Origin of the sequence: Sulfuriferula sp. GW1 (assembly GCF_047300855.1) — a bacterium.
Classification (GTDB): domain Bacteria; phylum Pseudomonadota; class Gammaproteobacteria; order Burkholderiales; family Sulfuriferulaceae; genus Sulfuriferula.
Window position 1 is genome coordinate 1,424,938 of record NZ_CP170197.1, and the last position, 17,273, is coordinate 1,442,210.

Below are 17,273 nucleotides of genomic sequence, written 5' to 3' on the forward strand. Positions count from 1 at the left end.
GTTTTGTGCCGGAGAAATCAATGTTGAATGTCACTTTGCCAGACGGTTCTGTGCGCAGTTTCCCCCAGCCGGTCACGGTGGCTGAAGTCGCCGCCTCGATAGGCGCCGGGCTGGCCAAGGCTGCGCTGGCCGGTCGGGTTGACGGCGTACTGGTGGATACCAGTTTCGTCATCACGCAGGATGCGCACCTGTCTATTGTGACCGACCGCGATGCCGATGGCCTGGACATGATCCGCCACTCCACTGCGCACCTGCTGGCCTACGCCGTGAAAGAGCTCTATCCGGATGCGCAAGTGACCATCGGCCCGGTCATCGAGGATGGCTTCTACTACGATTTTTCCTACAAGCGCCCGTTTACGCCGGAAGATTTGCAGGCCATCGAGAAAAAGATGGCCGAGTTGGCCAAGCGCGATATCCCGGTCAGCCGCAAAGTTCTGCCACGTGACGCAGCGGTGGCGTATTTCAAGGGCCTTGGCGAGCACTACAAGGCGGAAATCATCGCCTCCATCCCGGCGAATGAGGATGTGTCGCTGTATACCGAAGGTGATTTCACCGACCTGTGCCGCGGGCCGCATGTGCCGTCTACCGGCAAGCTCAAGCATTTCAAGTTGATGAAGCTGGCCGGCGCGTACTGGCGCGGCGATCATCGCAACGAAATGCTGCAGCGCGTGTACGGCACTGCGTGGGCGAAAAAGGAAGACCTCGATGCTTACCTGTATCGTCTGGAAGAAGCCGAGAAGCGCGATCACCGCAAGCTGGCAAAGCAGCTCAGCCTGTTTCACATGCAGGATGAAGCGCCTGGCATGGTGTTCTGGCACCCCAACGGTTGGGTGATCTGGCAGCAGATCGAGCAATACATGCGCGAAAAATTCCACGAATACGGTTATCAGGAAGTGCGCACACCGACGATCATGGACCGGCAGATGTGGGAAAAATCCGGCCACTGGGAAAATTATCGCGACAACATGTTTACCACCGCGTCGGAAAACCGCGAGTACGCGGTCAAACCGATGAATTGCCCGGGCCATGTGCAGATATTCAATCATGGTCTGCGCAGCTACCGTGACTTGCCCCTGCGCCTGGCAGAATTCGGTTCCTGCCACCGCAACGAGCCGTCCGGTTCGTTGCATGGCTTGATGCGGGTGCGCGGCTTTACCCAGGATGATGCGCATATTTTCTGTACTGAAACGCAGATCGAATCCGAAGTGGCGGACTTTATCGTCATGCTGCAAAAGGTCTATGCGGACTTCGGCTTCAACGACATGCTGGTCAAGCTGTCCACTCGCCCGGAAAAGCGCGTGGGTTCAGACGAAACCTGGGACAAGGCCGAAGCTGGCCTGGCGGCCGCATTGCAACAGAACGGCCTGGACTACGACCTGCAACCGGGTGAAGGCGCCTTCTACGGGCCCAAGATAGAATTCACGCTGAAAGACAGCCTTGGACGCCTGTGGCAATGCGGCACCATCCAGCTCGACTTCAATCTGCCGGTGCGGCTGGATGCGGAATTCGTGGACGAGGACAATACGCGCAAAGCGCCGGTAATGCTGCACCGTGCGATTCTCGGCTCGATGGAGCGCTTCATCGGTATCCTGATCGAGCACCATGGAGGTAACTTCCCGCTATGGCTGGCGCCGGTGCAAGTAGTGGTGATGAATATCACTGACAATCAGGCGGAATATGCGCAAAAAGTCTGTGATGTGATGCGTCAGGAGGGTCTGCGCGTTACGACAGACTTGAGAAATGAGAAAATAACCTATAAAATTCGGGAACATAGTTTGCAAAAGCTGCCTTATCAGCTGATCATCGGCGACAAGGAAATGGCCGCAGGCATGGTTGCAGTGCGTACGCGTACGGGCCAGGATCTCGGACAGATGCCTTTGGAAGTGTTTATGGCACAACTCAAGGAAGCTGTAGCGCTGCGCAAACCAAGCGAGGAGTGAGGTTTCTCACTCCTCTTGTCTTTTGATTTACAGGAGTTGCAGCTATCGCTCAGGATAAAGAAACACGGGTCAACGATGAAATCACCTGGCCAGAAATTCGTTTGGTCGGGCTGGAAGGAGAACCCCTTGGTATCGTCAGCGCCGCCGAAGCGCTGAAACTGGCTGAGGAAGCCGAAGTGGACTTGGTGGAAATTGCTCCGCAAGCCAAGCCACCCGTATGCCGCCTGATGGACTACGGCAAGTTCAAATATCAGCAAAGCAAGCGCCAGCACGAGGCCAAGGTTAAGCAAAAGCAGATTCAGGTTAAGGAAGTGAAGTTCCGGCCCAATACTGACGAAGGTGATTATCAGATCAAGCTGCGCAACCTGATTCGTTTCCTTGAAGAAGGCGACAAGGCGAAAGTAACCTTGCGCTTTCGCGGTCGTGAAATGGCGCACCAGGAAATCGGTCTGGCGCAGTTAAGGCGCGTGGAAGCAGACCTGGCCGAGCAGGCTGTAGTCGAGCAGTTTCCCAAGATGGAAGGCCGGCAGATGGTAATGATGCTGGGCCCCAAGAAGAAGTAAACAAGAATTCTCGAACAGGCCGTAATGCAGCCTGTTCGATTGAAGAATTTTCGCTGTAATCTGGCGAAAACCATCCGGCGGTGAATGCCGCCGGATGTTTCGCGGATGTCCGGGTTCCTAAATGTCTCGTTGTGAGGCTGCCCGGCGTCTTGCCCAACAGGAGTAATGCAATGCCGAAGATGAAAACCAAATCGGGTGCGGCCAAGCGCTTCAAGGCGCTGGCGAATGGTGGCGTAAAGCGCGGTCAGGCTTTCAAGCGTCACATTCTCACCAAGAAAACCACCAAGAACAAGCGCCAGTTGCGCGGCACGATGATGGTCGATGCGACCAACATGCGTTCCGTTCGCGCCATGTTGCCCTACGCATAAAGGAGAGATCACATGCCAAGAGTAAAACGTGGTGTAACGGCGCGCGCGCGTCACAAAAAAGTTCTCGACCTGGCCAAAGGCTATCGCGGTCGCCGCAAAAACGTCTACCGTGTCGCCAAGCAGGCGGTAATGAAGGCGGGGCAGTATGCCTACCGTGACCGTCGTCAGCGCAAGCGTCAGTTCCGTTCGCTGTGGATTGCGCGTATCAACGCGGCTGCACGTGAGTGCGGAATGCGTTACAGCGTATTCATGAACGGTCTGAAAAAAGCCGAAATCGTGCTGGATCGCAAGGTATTGGCCGATCTGGCGGTGTTCGACAAACCTGCGTTCGCGCTGCTTGCCGAGCAGGCTAAAGCCAAATTGGCGGCCTAAAGCTGACTATCCTTCAAAAAGGGAGGCCGTCGGCCTCCTTTTTTGTGGGCGCTTCCAAAAATTCAATCAGGCATGGGTGCATCATGTGTTGGTTGAATTTCTAGAAACGCTCTCCTGAGACAAATTACCATGCACAATTTCGACCATATCGTCGCCGAAGCATTAGCGGAATTCGCGGCAGTCAACCAGGTAGTTGAGCTGGAACAGGCAAAAGCCCGCTATCTTGGAAAATCGGGTTTGCTTACCGAGCAATTGAAGCAACTCGGCAAGCTCCCTGCCGCAGAACGCCCCGCTGCGGGCAATTTGATCAATCTTGCCAAGGAACAGATTCAACAAGCGCTGGAAGCGCGTCGCATTGCCTTGGCGCAGGCGCAACTGGATAGCAAGCTGGCAACGGAAACCCTGGATGTCACCTTGCCCGGACGCGGCCTCGGCACCGGCGGTTTGCATCCGGTCACGCGCACGCTGTCACGTATCCAGGCGCTGTTCGCCTCGATCGGTTTCGAGGTGGCAGAAGGCCCGGAGATTGAAACCGATTTCTATAATTTCACCGCGCTGAATATTCCGGAAAACCATCCGGCGCGCGCCATGCACGATACCTTCTACGTGGATGACAAGCATTTGCTGCGAACCCACACATCGCCGGTGCAGATACATTATCTGCAGACTAATAAGCCACCGGTCAAGATCATCGCACCGGGGCGGGTATATCGCTGCGATTCCGATGTGACCCATACTCCGATGTTTCATCAAGTCGAGGGATTGTGGGTGGATGAGGAGGTGAGTTTCGCGGCATTGAAAGGTGTGCTGGCAGATTTTATGCAGCGATTTTTTGAGCGTGATGACCTGAAAGTGCGTTTCCGTCCGTCTTTTTTTCCATTCACTGAACCATCGGCAGAAATGGATATTGCTTGTGTGATGTGCGGTGGCGACGGTTGCCGCGTATGCAGTCATACCGGCTGGCTGGAAGTGCTGGGCTGCGGCATGGTGCACCCCAATGTATTGGGGCACGTACATGTGGATAGCGAAAAATACCTTGGATTCGCGTTCGGTATGGGCGTAGAGCGGCTGGCGATGCTGCGCTACGGCGTTGATGATCTGCGCCTCTTTTTCGCGAATGATCTACGTTTTTTGAAACAGTTCAACTGATCCGCCAACATGAAATTCTCTGAACTTTGGTTACGCACTCTGGTGAATCCGGCGCTGGATAGCGCAGCACTGTCTCATCTTCTGACTATGGCAGGGCTGGAGGTCGAAGCGCTGGATCCGGTCGCAGCGGATTTTTCTGGTGTGGTGGTAGGGCAAGTACTGTCGGTAGCACCACACCCTGATGCGGATCGCCTGCGCGTGTGCCAGGTGGAGGCGGGAATCGGTAATCCATTGCAAATCGTATGTGGCGCACCCAATGTAGCTGAAGGCGTTCGTGTGCCTTGCGCACTGATCGGCGCCAGCTTGCCGGGCTTTGAAATCAGGAAAGCCAAACTGCGCGGTATCGAATCGCAAGGTATGTTGTGCTCGGCGCGCGAATTGGGGCTGACAGAAGAAGCCGATGGCCTGCTGTTGTTGCCGGACGATGCTCCAGTGGGTAAGAATATCCGCGATTACCTGCATCTGGATGACAAGCTTTATACGCTCAAACTGACCCCGAATCGCAGCGATTGCCTGAGTGTGGTCGGCGTTGCGCGTGAAGTGGCTGCACTGACCGGTAGTCCCTTGAGCTTGCCCCAGATTGTCCCTGCTGCAGTCACCGGCAGCCTTGCCCGCAGAGTGGAGGTGACAGCCAAACAAGGCTGCCCGCGTTATTGCGGTCGCGTCATCAGTCAGCTCAATCGCGCAGCTCGAACACCGGCCTGGATGATAGAGAGACTTTCCCGTAGTGGTCTGCGCAGTATCAGTCCGGTCGTAGACATCACCAACTATGTATTGCTGGAATTGGGGCAGCCTTTGCATGCTTTTGATCTGGGCAAACTGGCTGGCGATATACAGGTGCGCATGGCCGTACCGGGTGAAACGCTGACACTTCTGAATGATCAGCATGCGACGATGGAAGCCGACATGCTGGTGATCGCCGATGACAATGGTGTGCAGGCGCTCGCTGGCATCATGGGTGGGGCAGCCACTGCAGTGGATGAAAATACCTCGGATATTTTCCTTGAAGCAGCCTATTTCAACCCCGACTCGATTGCCGGACGTGCGCGCCGGCTGGGCTTGTCCACCGATTCCTCGCACCGTTTTGAGCGCGGGGTGGACTACGCAGCCACGCGCAACGCGCTGGAGCGGGCCACCGCACTGATACTTGAAATTTGCGGTGGTGCGGCAGGCGCAATCACTGAAGTCAGCGGTGATTTGCCACAACGTGCACCTGTCATGCTGCGCAGCGCGCGCGCCAGCAAAGTGTTGGGCGTGACGCTGAGCGACGCGCAGGTGGAGGAATTGCTGGGCCGCCTGAGTTTAAACTTTCAGCGCGAGGGGGCCGTTTACCGCGTGACGCCACCCAGCTACCGCTTTGACCTGAATATCGAGGAAGACCTGATTGAAGAGCTGGCACGGCTCTATGGCTACGACAACATCGTTGCGCAGGCCCCGGTCGCGCGCCTGAGTATGCTGCCGCAACCAGAGCACCAGCGTGGCGTGGATGCATTGCGCACTCTGCTCACTGCGCGTGATTACCAGGAGGTCATTACCTATAGCTTTGTGGATGCGGCATGGGAAGCTGATTTCGCACCCGGCGCTCAGCCTGTCACCCTGAAAAACCCGATCGCCAGCCAGATGGGTGTGATGCGCTCAACTTTGCTGGGTGGTTTGATGGATGTGCTGCGCAACAATCTGAACCGACGCCAGGATCGCGTGCGAATTTTCGAAAGTGGACGTTGTTATCTTCCGGCAGTCGAGGGTTTCGATCAGCCGCAACGCCTGGCCGGGCTGGTATACGGCAATGCCATGCCGGAGCAGTGGGGCAGCGCAGCTCGGAACGTGGATTTTTTTGATGTCAAAGCTGACATTGAGGCCTTGTGTTGGCCGCAGCGTGCACGCTTTGAAAAAGCGGTGCATCCTGCATTGCATCCTGGACAGTGTGCCGAAATTTGGCTGGATGACGTCCATGCAGGTTGGATGGGTAGCTTGCACCCACGGTTGGCGCAACAATATGATCTGGCGACTGCACCAGTTTTGTTTGAACTCTCCCTGCAGGCCTTGTTAGGACGAATGTTGCCGAAGCATGGTGAAATTTCGCGTTTCCAGAGTGCGCGTCGTGATCTGGCCGTGATTGTTGATGAATCGATACCGGTTCAGGCTTTGATTGATGCGATGAACGCGGCGCGCGTCGAAGGTATTGCCGAGATTGCGTTGTTTGACGTGTATCGCGGCAAAGGCATTGATTCTGATAAAAAAAGTCTTGCATTCCGGGTGCTATTGCAAGATACTCAAAAGACATTCACAGACACTGAGGTGGATGCCGTCATGGCGAATTTCACCGATTTGTTAAAACAAAAATTCAACGCACAATTACGTTCCTGAGGTAGTCATGACCCTGACCAAGGCAGAACTGGCAGACATGCTGTTCGAAAAAGTTGGACTAAATAAACGTGAAGCCAAAGACATGGTGGAGTCGTTTTTTGAAGAAATACGCGTCGCACTGGAAACTGGAGATACCGTTAAGCTTTCCGGATTTGGAAATTTCCAGTTGCGTGACAAACCGCAACGCCCTGGGCGCAATCCAAAAACCGGCGAGGAAATGCCTATTACTGCACGTCGAGTGGTGACATTTCACGCCAGCCAGAAACTTAAATCGCAGGTAGAAGATGCACATGGCGGAACATCAGCCAACTAGTCAGCTGCCGCAGATTCCTGCCAAGCGTTACTTCACTATCGGCGAAGTCAGCGAGCTGTGTGGGGTGAAACCACATGTGTTGCGTTACTGGGAACAGGAATTCGGTCAACTCAAACCCGTCAAGCGGCGTGGTAACCGGCGCTACTACCAGCACCACGAAGTGCTGCTGATTCGACGTATCCGCGAACTGTTGTATGAGCAGGGGTTCACGATCAATGGCGCACGCCATCGTCTGGATGTGCTGGCTACTGCCGATGCCGCCGAGGCTGCACCCACCGTGACTAAATCCACAGCGGATTATGCCGAACTGCGCCGCGAAATGATGGCGATTGTAGAGTTGTTGCGCGTGTGATTTTTTAGCTTTTGCTTTGGCGTGTCGCTACAGACTCTGCTATAATCGCGGCCTTCGGGGCGTAGCGCAGCCTGGTAGCGTACTTGCATGGGGTGCAAGTGGTCGGAGGTTCAAATCCTCTCGCCCCGACCAGAACCAAACTCAGGTGCCACACCTTTTTAGAAAGCAATTCTCGGGAATTTCAGAGTAATCGTCCACTATGCGCATTTTGTTGAGCAACGACGATGGTTACTTCGCACCCGGTCTCGCCATTCTGGCGGATACCCTCTCACACATCGCAGACATTACGGTAGTCGCTCCCGAGCGGGACCGTAGTGGCGCCAGCAATTCGCTCACTCTGGATCGTCCGCTCATGCTGCGACAGGCGAGCACGGGGTTTTATTATGTCAATGGCACCCCTACAGATTGTGTTCATCTTGCGGTCACCGGGATGCTGGATCATCTTCCTGATATGGTCATTTCAGGCATCAATCACGGTGCCAACATGGGCGACGACACAATTTATTCGGGCACCATAGCGGCCGCCACCGAGGGTTTTTTACTGGGCGTACCCTCATTGGCGATATCCCTGGCGAGCTATTCGGCGGGCAATTATGCCACCGCTGCGCGCGTTGCCAGTGAGCTCGCGCAGCGCGTCATGGCACGTCCTTTTGCGGAGCCGCTGCTACTCAATGTGAATGTGCCGGATGTCCCCTACCAGGATTTGAAAGGAACCGAAATCACCCGCCTCGGGCGTCGCCACAAGGCCGAACCGGTAGTCAGATCAAGCAATCCGCGCGGCCAGACGGTATATTGGGTAGGCGCGGCTGGTGCAGCGCAGGACGCAGGCAAGGGCACTGATTTCCATGCAGTGGCGAAAAAACGCGTATCGATCACGCCATTGCAGATGGATCTCACCCAGTTCAGTCAATTGGAACCTCTGCAGGCATGGCTGAAGGCATGAGTGTGACGCGTCACAGCGGTATTGGCATGACCTCCGAGCGTACCCGTGCGCGCATGGTTGAACGTTTGCGTGCACAGGGGATCAAGGACAATAACGTCCTGACTGCGATGGGGATGGTGCCACGACATATCTTTGTGGATGAAGCATTGTCCATTCGGGCTTATGAAGACAGTGCATTACCGATAGGTTTTGGCCAAACGATTTCCAGCCCCTATAGCGTTGCACGCATGATCGAAGTGCTGCGTGGCGGCGCCGATCTGCAGCGCGTGCTGGAAGTCGGTACCGGCTGTGGATATCAGGCCGCAGTACTGGCCAAACTGGCTCGCGAAGTCTACTCGGTTGAACGTATTGCCACGCTGCTCGGACGCGCGCGGCGTACCATACGCGAACTGCGTATCGGCAATATCAAACTTAAACATGGCGATGGTAGCATTGGGTTAAAAGATGTGGCGCCTTTCGATGGCATTATCCTCGCCGCAGCCATTCCCGTACCGCCGCAAGCTTTATTGGAACAATTGGCGGAAGGCGGACGGATGGTATTGCCGCGCGGCATCGGTGAAACGCAGCAAATGGTGCTGATCGAGCGCACCTCGGAAGGTTTTCAGGAGAAGGTTCTGGAAATGGTTCATTTTGTTCCACTGTTGCCGGGAGTGCGTTGACGTGATGCTAATTGGCAAGCTTCGGTTCCCCGTTTATCCGCTTGCTGTGATCCTGATTTTGGGCGGATGCGCCACGCAACGGTCAGCACCCGTGGTAGATGGCACACGGACTGGCGCAAACAATATTGCCAAGTCTTCAGTGGGCATTGCAAGGCTGCCTGGTGGCCGACCAGCTACCCATACCGTGCAAAAAGGCGACACGCTTTATAGCATTGCACTGGAATATGGCCTGGACTATCGTGATCTGGTGAATTGGAATGCATTGCCTGACAATTCCCTGATCCATATCGGGCAGGTATTGAAGCTGACTCCGCCGCAGCCAGAGAGTGCTGCAGCTCAAACCACTTCAACTTCAACAGAATCAACTGTTCAGACTATCCCCCTCAAAATTGAACCGTTACCGCAGGCCCAGGTAGCAAGCAGCACGGTATTGATTACTCAACCCAAGGCAGTCAAATTACCTTACTCTAGTGCAGCGTTGGCTCAACTTGAGCAAACCGGGACTGCTCAGCCAGCTCCCTCCGCTACGCCGAGTGCTGCCCCTGGTACGGTAACTGAAGCGGCCGGTGTGCAACCCAAAACGACCCAGGGAGCCAACGCAAGCAATGATAGCGGCATAGATTGGATCTGGCCGACACAAGGCCGGGTCATCGCCGGGTTTGACGAGGCCAAAAACAGCAAGGGACTTGATATCGCGGGCAAAGCAGGTCAAGCCATATTCGCCGCCGCATCAGGAAAAGTGGTATATAGCGGGGAAGGTTTGCGCGGTTATGGCAAGCTGGTTATTATTAAACATAACCCGATTTATTTAAGTGCTTATGCACACAATCAACTGGTTCTGGTGAAAGAGGGACAGACAGTTGTAAGTGGGCAGAAAATTGCCGAAATGGGTGACAGCGATGCTGATCAAGTCGAGCTGCATTTTGAAATCAGAAAAATGGGTAAGCCGGTTGATCCGATGACATATCTTCCCGGGGCACAAAAATAGCGATGCACGACGACAACGAGCAGGAAGACTACGGCGGCATCCAGGAGGACAAACTCCAGCCCGAAGTGCCGGATATCGAGCCGGGGCTGACTGAAGACCTGCATACCGATGTGACGCAGATGTATCTCAACGAGATTGGCCATAACGCACTGCTCAGTCCCGTTGAGGAACGCCAGTTGGCGGAGTTTGCCCGTGCGGGTGATTTTGATGCCCGCCAGAAAATGATCGAACACAATCTGCGACTGGTAGTGAATATCGCCAAGCATTACGCCAATCGCGGACTGGCCCTGCTGGATCTGATCGAAGAAGGTAACCTCGGACTGATTCATGCCCTGGAAAAATTTGAACCGGAACGTGGGTTCCGGTTTTCGACCTATGCCACATGGTGGATAAGGCAGAATATCGAGCGCGCCATCATGAATCAGTCGCGCACTATCCGCCTGCCGGTGCATGTCATCAAGGAACTCAATGTCATTTTGCGAGCGCGTCGTCATCTGGAAAAGCATGGTGTCAGCGATCCGAGTGACGAAGATATTGCGCATCTGGTCGGGCTGTCGATTGAAGAGGTGCGGCGCATGCTGCGATTGAATGACCGTGTGGCATCGCTCGATGCCCCGCTCGATATTGATCCCAGTTTATCTATCGGAGAAGCCATTGCTGATGACAACAGCGAACTGCCGGAAGATATGCTCGAGCATGCGGAAACGGAAACTTTCGTGCGTCAGTGGCTGAGAGATCTGAATGACAAGCAGCGTTGGGTCATTGAACGGCGTTTCGGACTGGGTGGACACGACGTACACACTTTGGAACAGTTGGCAGCCAGCCTTGATGTCACCCGTGAACGCGTGCGCCAAATCCAGATGGAAGCACTGCACCAATTGCGGCGTATGCTGAAACGCAATGGTTTTAACAAGGATGCGCTGTTGTGAACAGGCATGCTTGACTGGCAGGTGATCGATACCGTCCTGCTTGATATGGACGGGACCTTGCTGGATCTGCACTTCGATAATTTTTTCTGGCGCCAGCATGTCCCGCGGCGTTATGCCGAATTGCATGGCATTCCGCTGGCCGATGCGCACGCTGATCTGGCCCGAAGATACCAGCGACATCTTGGCACGCTCAACTGGTACTGTGTGGATTTCTGGAGCCGCGAACTCCAACTCGATATCGCCAGGCTGAAAACGGAAGTCCAGCACCTCATTGCAATCCATCCGCAGGTCCCGGAGTTTTTGCAGGCCATCCGCGCCGCCGGCAAACGTGTCGCGTTGGTTACCAACGCCCATCATAAAAGTCTCACCTTGAAAATGCAGCGCACCCGCCTCGATATCCATTTCGATGCGATGATTACCTCTCACCAGATCGGCCTGCCCAAAGAGCATCCGGATTTCTGGCACGCGCTACAAAGTACCGAACCTTATGATCCGGCAAGAACTCTGCTGGTGGATGACAGCTTGCCGGTATTACGTTCGGCTCAAAGTTACGGCGTTGCGTATTTGCTGGCGATATACAAGCCGGACAGCAAAGAAGAATGCAAGGATGTGGAAGAGTTTCGTGCAATTGCGGGTTTTAATGACATCATGCCCTGAGTATTACAGCCGATTGCCATAAATCATGCACTCATGCCAATCAATAGCCCCATCACCACGCGCCGTCCTTCCGCCACAAGGATGTTGTAAGTGCGACATGCTGCGCCGGTGTCCATGACTTCGAGGCCAATACCTGCGTTGGTCAGGCAGGCTGATAAACGTGGGTGGGGAAAGCGCAATGATGTGCCGGTGCCGAGCAAGGCGATTTCCGGTTTGAGAGCGAGGAGTGCCTGAAAGTGATTTTCATTGAGCTGGGAGAAATCACCTACGCGCCAATCCTCGATAATTTCGTCGGGCGTGACGACCAGACTGGGCGCATCAAAACGCTGACCATTGATATTGACAAAGTCGTTGCCATAGCCTGTGAACAGGTTTAGACCTTCAGGTTGGGTGAGGTGGAACTTCAAGCTGGTTCTCCAATTGCGGCGGGGGCTTGCGCTCGGGTAAGATTATACATTTTGAAGCCAGTGCAGCAATGCGCCGCTTTTCGGAACTCCTCCGAAAAAGATTATTACGGGCCATCACCTTGAAAATTACAGAGGCACCTATGTTGCGACCGGTACGCAAATCTTCCAAGCTGGAAAATGTCTGTTATGACATCCGCGGTCCTGTGCTTGCCCGTTCCAAGCAGATGGAGGAGGAGGGGCAGCGCATTATCAAGCTGAATATCGGCAATCCGGCGCCGTTTGGCTTCGATGCGCCCGAAGAAATCATCCAGGATGTAATCGTCAATCTACCCAATGCATCGGGGTATAGCGATTCCAAAGGATTGTTCGCAGCACGCAAAGCGATTATGCATTACACCCAGGGCAAAAATATCGCCGGGGTACAAATTGATGACATCATCATCGGCAATGGGGCATCCGAGCTGATAGTGCTGGCCATGCAGGCCCTGCTCAATACCGGTGATGAGGTTTTGGTGCCGGCCCCGGATTACCCATTGTGGACAGCAGCAGTCAGTCTGGCAGGCGGCACGCCGCGTCACTATATTTGCGACGAAGGCGCTGGCTGGATGCCTGATCTGGCGGATATTCGCGCCAAGATCACACCCCACACCCGCGCCATTGTAGTGATAAACCCGAACAATCCTACCGGTGCGCTCTATCCAGCGGAGTTGCTCAGGGAGATTGTGGAAATCGCCCGTCAGCATCAACTCATCATTTACGCAGACGAGATTTACGACAAGGTTCTCTATGATGGCCGCAGCCACACCTCTATCGCTGCGGTGGCCGAGGACGTGCTGTGTGTCACATTGAATGGCTTGTCCAAGAATTATCGCGTCTGTGGCTATCGTGCGGGCTGGATGGTGATATCCGGTGACAAACGCCATGCACTGGATTATATCGAGGGCCTGGGCATCCTGGCGTCGATGCGCCTGTGCTCAAATGTGCCGGGCCAGTATGCAATACAGACTGCGTTGGGTGGATATCAGAGTATCAATGATCTAGTGGCACCCGATGGTCGCCTTACCCGTCAGCGCGACCTGGCTTGGGATCTGCTCACCGCCATCCCCGGGGTGAGCTGTGTCAAGCCGGAAGCGGCGCTGTATCTATTCCCGCGTCTCGATCCCAAGGTCTATCCGATTCAGAATGATCAGGATTTTATCCTTGATCTACTGGAAAAAGAACGCGTTCTGGTAGTGCAGGGCAGTGGTTTCAACTGGCACCAGCCGGATCATTTTCGCGTGGTCTTCCTGCCTCATGAAGACCATCTGCGCGAAGCGATCGAACGCATTGCGCGTTACCTCGAAAGCTATCGCAAACAACACGGCACCGCAAACTGACAATAATGGAAAAAACCGTAATGAAACCAATGAATGTAGGCCTGCTGGGTCTGGGCACGGTCGGTGGCGGAACGCTTACCGTGTTGCGTCGTAATGCGGCAGAAATCACCCGTCGCGCCGGACGCGAGATTCGTGTGACGATGGCCGCAGTGCGCGATCTCGACAAGGCAAAGCCCTATGCATCGGCCGGTCTGGTGCTCACTGATAATCCGTTTGCAGTGGTGGATAACCCGGATATCGACATCGTGGTCGAAATGATGGGTGGGATCAGCCCAGCCAAAGAGCTGATCCTGAGGGCGATCGAAAACGGCAAGCATGTGGTCACCGCCAATAAAGCGCTAATCGCCAACCACGGTACAGAAATCTTCGCCGCAGCGCAGAAAAAAGGCGTAGTGGTCGCGTTCGAGGCAGCTGTCGGCGGTGGTATCCCCATCATCAAGGCAATCCGCGAGGGCCTCACCGCCAATCGTATCGAATGGATAGCCGGAATCATCAATGGCACAACCAATTTCATCCTGACCGAGATGCGCGATAAGGGAGCCGGCTTCGACGAAATGTTGAAAGAAGCACAACGCCTGGGCTACGCCGAGGCCGATCCCACCTTTGACGTGGAAGGTGTGGACGCCGCACACAAGCTCACCATCATGTCGGCGATAGCTTTCGGAATTCCCATGCAATTCGACCGCGCCTACATCGAGGGCATTACCCAACTCACCGGCGATGACGTGAAGTATGCCGAACAACTGGGCTACCGCATCAAGCTGCTGGGCATTACCAAGCGTACCGCAAAAGGTATCGAGTTGCGCGTCCATCCCGCGCTGATCCCGGCACGACGCCTGATCGCCAATGTGGATGGCGCGATGAACGCCATTCTGGTCAAAGGCGATGCGGTGGGGGCAACGATGTACTATGGTGCCGGAGCCGGGGCAGAGCCTACGGCCTCATCGGTGGTAGCCGATCTGGTTGACGTTACCCGCATGCATACCGCCGATCCGCATAATCGCGTGCCCCACCTGGCGTTTCAGCCGGACGCACTCTCCGACGAGCCCATTCTGCCGATGGATGAAGTGCGCACTGCCTATTACTTGCGTCTACGCGCGCTGGACAAGCCAGGCGTACTGGCCGATGTAACGCGTATTCTGGCCGATCTGGATATCTCGATCGATGCGATGATGCAAAAAGAACCGCATGAGGGTGAGGAGCAAGTGGACATCATCATGCTGACACATCAAAGTATGGAGAAGAACATCAACGCAGCGATGGCGAAAATCGAGGCACTCCCGGCGATTTGCGGAAAAATTGCACGGATTCGCGTTGAACAACTGGGCAAATAGTTTCGCAAGGCTGGCAAAAGGGCTTCTGAGGTAAATACCATGGTCATGCGTTATATCAGCACGCGCGGCAAAGCGCCTGCACAAACATTTAGCGAAATATTGCTGGGCGGTCTCGCGCCTGATGGTGGCTTGTATTTGCCGGAGACCTATCCGCAGTTTTCTCTCGATGATTTGGAACGTATGCGCGGTATGAATTACCGCGAACTGGCGTTCGAAATCTTGTCGCGTTATGCCGACGACATTCCCGCTGAAGATCTGCGCGCCATCATCAACAGGACCTATACCGCCGAGGTGTACTGCAACACACGCCCAGACGAAAACGCTGCAGACATCACACCGTTGCATACCCTGGAACCCGGTTTGCACCTGCTATGCCTGTCCAATGGTCCTACGCTGGCGTTCAAGGACATGGCCATGCAATTGCTGGGCAACCTGTTCGAGTATGTGCTCGATAAAGCTGGCCAGAACATCAATATTCTCGGGGCTACTTCCGGCGATACCGGATCCTCGGCCGAATACGCCATGCGCGGCAAACGCGGCATCCGTGTGTTCATGCTGTCTCCGCACGGCAAGATGAGCCGCTTTCAGACCGCGCAGATGTTTTCGCTGCAAGACCCCAATATTTTCAATATTGCCGTTGAGGGTGTGTTTGATGACTGCCAGGACATCGTCAAGGCAGTGTCCAACGATCATGCATACAAGACACAATACAAAATCGGCGCGGTCAATTCCATTAACTGGGGACGCGTGGCCGCGCAGATCGTGTACTACTTCAAGGGCTATTTTGCGGCAACGCACAGCAATGACCAACAGGTGAATTTCTCGGTGCCATCGGGCAACTTTGGCAATGTTTGTGCGGGGCATATTGCGCGCATGATGGGGCTGCCGATCAAACACCTGATTGTGGCCACCAATGAAAACGATGTGCTCGATGAATTTTTCAAAACCGGCGTTTATCGCCCACGCGGCGCAGCAAATACCTACCATACCAGCAGTCCGTCAATGGATATCTCGAAGGCCTCCAACTTCGAGCGTTTTGTCGCTGACCTGAGCGGGCGCGACGGAACCCAATTGCGTAAGTGGTGGGGTGAAGTGGACCACGGCGGCGCATTTGATCTGAACCAGGAAGGCTTGTTCGAAAAGGTGGCAGATTACGGGCTGGTATCCGGTTCCAGCAATCACGCAAGCCGCATGGAAACCATTCGCGATACTTGGGAAAAATACGGCGTGATGATTGATACACATACCGCGGACGGTCTCAAAGTCGCGCTGGAATATCATGAGCCGGGCACGCCGATGCTGTGTCTGGAAACTGCATTACCAGTCAAATTCGAAGACGCCATACAAGAGGCGCTTGGGCGTAATCCAGAACGCCCGGCAAGCATGGAGGACCTGGAACGCCTGCCTCAGCGTTTTGAAGTAATGGCGGCGGATGTGGAAATAATAAAAAGTTATGTAGCGTTGCATGCGGTGAAATGAGGCGGCCAAAAATACTGACAATGTAAGACAAACACTTACAGAAAGACCGCCGCAGTTACCTACGAAAAATACCGAGCTACGCTGATTTGCAGTTCCTGGGATTAACGTCAATATTCATACAACCAGTGAACCCACTGGCAAACTGAATCGAGACGTGTAAGGGGGGAAGGAAATGATCCTGAATGCGATATGCCGCGCTGTGCACCGTATCGTTTGTGCTGCCAGTAGCGTGCCAACGACATCCTATCGTTTTACCCCAGCCCTGATCTGTGTCCGATTTAATCCAGAGGGAGGATTTAATCATGCCAGCCATCACTGAAATCGCCAGCAAAAATAACCATATTGCGCAGCATGCCCTATTGGTCAAGCGCCTGGCTTATCACATGAAAGCGAAATTGCCGCCCAGCGTCGAAATGGACGATCTGGTACAGGCCGGAATGATCGGCCTGCTGGATGCGGTGAATCGCTATGAAGAAACCAACGGCGCACAGTTTGAAACCTATGCCGTGCAACGTATTCGCGGCGCCATGCTGGATGAGTTGCGCAGCAATGACTGGATGCCGCGTACCGCACGTCAGAATATGCGCAAAATAGAAGTGGCAATCAGCGCGCTGCAGCAACGTCTGGGACGGGCTCCGCGCGAGACCGAAATTGCCAAACATCTCAAACTGACCCTGGCCGAGTACCAGCTTATGCTGTGCGAAGGCGGTGGACACCAATTGCTCTATTACGAAGATTTCCATGAAGCCGGAGGACACTCCAATTTCCTCGACCGGAATCATATGGATACTTCCAGCGACCCCCTGCAAAGCATGATCGATAATGGTTTTCGTGGCGCAGTAATTGACGCCATCGGACGCCTTCCCAAGCGCGAAAAACAGATGATGGGGCTCTATTACGAGCAGGAAATGAACCTCAAGGAAATCGGCGTGGTAATGGGTGTTTCCGAATCGCGGGTATGCCAGTTACATGGCCAGGCAGTCACACGCATCCGTGCCATGCTGCGTATCCAGACCTGGGTTGCCGATATTTAAAGGATATCTTTAAAAAACTGTGGATTTGCTTCAACCGGGGTTT

At 54.5% G+C, this 17,273-nt stretch carries 18 protein-coding genes and 1 tRNA gene; 18 read left to right on the forward strand and 1 reads right to left on the reverse strand.

Annotated elements, in window-relative coordinates:
• Positions 1 to 20: 20 nt before the first annotated feature.
• The 14 genes from thrS (at position 21) to yrfG (ending at position 11,600) form a co-directional block, all read left to right on the forward strand.
• Complete coding sequence (gene thrS / locus ACFDAU_RS07080; RefSeq protein ID WP_413439278.1) at positions 21 to 1,940, forward strand: threonine--tRNA ligase; 1,920 nt, start codon at positions 21 to 23, stop codon at positions 1,938 to 1,940.
• 44 nt (positions 1,941 to 1,984) lie between these two features.
• Positions 1,985 to 2,503 carry a translation initiation factor IF-3 gene (gene infC / locus ACFDAU_RS07085; RefSeq protein WP_124705711.1) on the forward strand — a complete coding sequence of 173 codons (519 nt, stop codon included), beginning with the start codon at positions 1,985 to 1,987 and terminating at the stop codon, positions 2,501 to 2,503.
• 170 nt (positions 2,504 to 2,673) lie between these two features.
• Positions 2,674 to 2,871 carry a 50S ribosomal protein L35 gene (gene rpmI / locus ACFDAU_RS07090; RefSeq protein ID WP_124705710.1) on the forward strand — a complete coding sequence of 66 codons (198 nt, stop codon included), beginning with the start codon at positions 2,674 to 2,676 and terminating at the stop codon, positions 2,869 to 2,871.
• A 12-nt stretch (positions 2,872 to 2,883) separates the two neighbouring features.
• Positions 2,884 to 3,243 (forward strand): 50S ribosomal protein L20, encoded by a 360-nt coding sequence (rplT, locus tag ACFDAU_RS07095; protein WP_413439279.1) that lies wholly within the window; start codon positions 2,884 to 2,886, stop codon positions 3,241 to 3,243.
• Positions 3,244 to 3,372: 129 nt separating this feature from the next.
• Entirely contained in the window at positions 3,373 to 4,392 is a 1,020-nt protein-coding gene (gene pheS / locus ACFDAU_RS07100) for a phenylalanine--tRNA ligase subunit alpha (protein WP_413439280.1), read from the forward strand.
• Positions 4,393 to 4,401: 9 nt separating this feature from the next.
• Positions 4,402 to 6,759 (forward strand): phenylalanine--tRNA ligase subunit beta, encoded by a 2,358-nt coding sequence (pheT, locus tag ACFDAU_RS07105; protein WP_413439281.1) that lies wholly within the window; start codon positions 4,402 to 4,404, stop codon positions 6,757 to 6,759.
• Between the two features lie 7 nt (positions 6,760 to 6,766).
• Entirely contained in the window at positions 6,767 to 7,072 is a 306-nt protein-coding gene (locus ACFDAU_RS07110; RefSeq protein ID WP_124705706.1) for an integration host factor subunit alpha, read from the forward strand.
• On the forward strand, positions 7,050 to 7,424 hold the full coding sequence (locus tag ACFDAU_RS07115) for a MerR family transcriptional regulator (RefSeq protein WP_413439282.1): 375 nt from the start codon (positions 7,050 to 7,052) through the stop codon (positions 7,422 to 7,424). The genes ACFDAU_RS07110 and ACFDAU_RS07115 overlap by 23 nt, the downstream gene beginning before the upstream one ends.
• Before the next feature lie 55 nt (positions 7,425 to 7,479).
• A tRNA-Pro gene (locus ACFDAU_RS07120) sits at positions 7,480 to 7,556 on the forward strand.
• Between the two features lie 67 nt (positions 7,557 to 7,623).
• Positions 7,624 to 8,367 carry a 5'/3'-nucleotidase SurE gene (surE, locus tag ACFDAU_RS07125; RefSeq protein ID WP_413439283.1) on the forward strand — a complete coding sequence of 248 codons (744 nt, stop codon included), beginning with the start codon at positions 7,624 to 7,626 and terminating at the stop codon, positions 8,365 to 8,367.
• Positions 8,364 to 9,026, forward strand: coding sequence for a protein-L-isoaspartate(D-aspartate) O-methyltransferase (locus ACFDAU_RS07130; RefSeq protein WP_370685771.1), 663 nt, complete (start codon positions 8,364 to 8,366; stop codon positions 9,024 to 9,026). Before surE ends, ACFDAU_RS07130 begins: the two co-directional genes overlap by 4 nt.
• A 4-nt stretch (positions 9,027 to 9,030) precedes the next feature.
• Complete coding sequence (locus ACFDAU_RS07135; RefSeq protein ID WP_413439518.1) at positions 9,031 to 10,014, forward strand: peptidoglycan DD-metalloendopeptidase family protein; 984 nt, start codon at positions 9,031 to 9,033, stop codon at positions 10,012 to 10,014.
• Between the two features lie 2 nt (positions 10,015 to 10,016).
• Complete coding sequence (rpoS, locus tag ACFDAU_RS07140) at positions 10,017 to 10,943, forward strand: RNA polymerase sigma factor RpoS (RefSeq protein ID WP_413439284.1); 927 nt, start codon at positions 10,017 to 10,019, stop codon at positions 10,941 to 10,943.
• 6 nt (positions 10,944 to 10,949) lie between these two features.
• Entirely contained in the window at positions 10,950 to 11,600 is a 651-nt protein-coding gene (gene yrfG, locus ACFDAU_RS07145) for a GMP/IMP nucleotidase (RefSeq protein ID WP_413439285.1), read from the forward strand.
• A gap of 23 nt (positions 11,601 to 11,623) precedes the next feature.
• On the opposite strand, the gene ACFDAU_RS07150 is transcribed toward yrfG, so the two are convergent.
• Positions 11,624 to 12,007, reverse strand: a complete 384-nt coding sequence (locus ACFDAU_RS07150) for an Mth938-like domain-containing protein (protein WP_413439286.1) — start codon at positions 12,005 to 12,007, stop codon at positions 11,624 to 11,626.
• Between the two features lie 140 nt (positions 12,008 to 12,147).
• On the opposite strand from ACFDAU_RS07150, the gene ACFDAU_RS07155 reads away from it, so the two are divergent.
• From ACFDAU_RS07155 to ACFDAU_RS07170, 4 genes are all read left to right on the forward strand, one after another.
• Positions 12,148 to 13,383 (forward strand): pyridoxal phosphate-dependent aminotransferase, encoded by a 1,236-nt coding sequence (locus tag ACFDAU_RS07155; RefSeq protein WP_413439287.1) that lies wholly within the window; start codon positions 12,148 to 12,150, stop codon positions 13,381 to 13,383.
• 20 nt (positions 13,384 to 13,403) lie between these two features.
• Entirely contained in the window at positions 13,404 to 14,717 is a 1,314-nt protein-coding gene (locus ACFDAU_RS07160) for a homoserine dehydrogenase (RefSeq protein WP_413439288.1), read from the forward strand.
• A 45-nt stretch (positions 14,718 to 14,762) separates the two neighbouring features.
• Entirely contained in the window at positions 14,763 to 16,196 is a 1,434-nt protein-coding gene (gene thrC, locus ACFDAU_RS07165; protein WP_413439519.1) for a threonine synthase, read from the forward strand.
• A gap of 302 nt (positions 16,197 to 16,498) precedes the next feature.
• Complete coding sequence (locus ACFDAU_RS07170) at positions 16,499 to 17,230, forward strand: RNA polymerase sigma factor FliA (protein ID WP_124705697.1); 732 nt, start codon at positions 16,499 to 16,501, stop codon at positions 17,228 to 17,230.
• Positions 17,231 to 17,273: the final 43 nt, after the last annotated feature.

What these genes read in the sequence shown, in the direction of transcription:
- ACFDAU_RS07155 (WP_413439287.1), top strand. Translation starts at nt 12,148, where the DNA reads ATGTTGCGACCGGTACGCAAATCTTCCAAGCTGGAAAATGTCTGTTAT.
- ACFDAU_RS07110 (WP_124705706.1), top strand. Translation starts at nt 6,767, where the DNA reads ATGACCCTGACCAAGGCAGAACTGGCAGACATGCTGTTCGAAAAAGTT.
- yrfG (WP_413439285.1), top strand. Translation starts at nt 10,950, where the DNA reads ATGCTTGACTGGCAGGTGATCGATACCGTCCTGCTTGATATGGACGGG.
- rpoS (WP_413439284.1), top strand. Translation starts at nt 10,017, where the DNA reads ATGCACGACGACAACGAGCAGGAAGACTACGGCGGCATCCAGGAGGAC.
- thrS (WP_413439278.1), top strand. Translation starts at nt 21, where the DNA reads ATGTTGAATGTCACTTTGCCAGACGGTTCTGTGCGCAGTTTCCCCCAG.
- surE (WP_413439283.1), top strand. Translation starts at nt 7,624, where the DNA reads ATGCGCATTTTGTTGAGCAACGACGATGGTTACTTCGCACCCGGTCTC.
- rplT (WP_413439279.1), top strand. Translation starts at nt 2,884, where the DNA reads ATGCCAAGAGTAAAACGTGGTGTAACGGCGCGCGCGCGTCACAAAAAA.
- ACFDAU_RS07160 (WP_413439288.1), top strand. Translation starts at nt 13,404, where the DNA reads ATGAAACCAATGAATGTAGGCCTGCTGGGTCTGGGCACGGTCGGTGGC.
- rpmI (WP_124705710.1), top strand. Translation starts at nt 2,674, where the DNA reads ATGCCGAAGATGAAAACCAAATCGGGTGCGGCCAAGCGCTTCAAGGCG.
- ACFDAU_RS07115 (WP_413439282.1), top strand. Translation starts at nt 7,050, where the DNA reads ATGGCGGAACATCAGCCAACTAGTCAGCTGCCGCAGATTCCTGCCAAG.
- ACFDAU_RS07135 (WP_413439518.1), top strand. Translation starts at nt 9,031, where the DNA reads ATGCTAATTGGCAAGCTTCGGTTCCCCGTTTATCCGCTTGCTGTGATC.
- pheS (WP_413439280.1), top strand. Translation starts at nt 3,373, where the DNA reads ATGCACAATTTCGACCATATCGTCGCCGAAGCATTAGCGGAATTCGCG.
- ACFDAU_RS07130 (WP_370685771.1), top strand. Translation starts at nt 8,364, where the DNA reads ATGAGTGTGACGCGTCACAGCGGTATTGGCATGACCTCCGAGCGTACC.
- ACFDAU_RS07170 (WP_124705697.1), top strand. Translation starts at nt 16,499, where the DNA reads ATGCCAGCCATCACTGAAATCGCCAGCAAAAATAACCATATTGCGCAG.
- pheT (WP_413439281.1), top strand. Translation starts at nt 4,402, where the DNA reads ATGAAATTCTCTGAACTTTGGTTACGCACTCTGGTGAATCCGGCGCTG.
- thrC (WP_413439519.1), top strand. Translation starts at nt 14,763, where the DNA reads ATGCGTTATATCAGCACGCGCGGCAAAGCGCCTGCACAAACATTTAGC.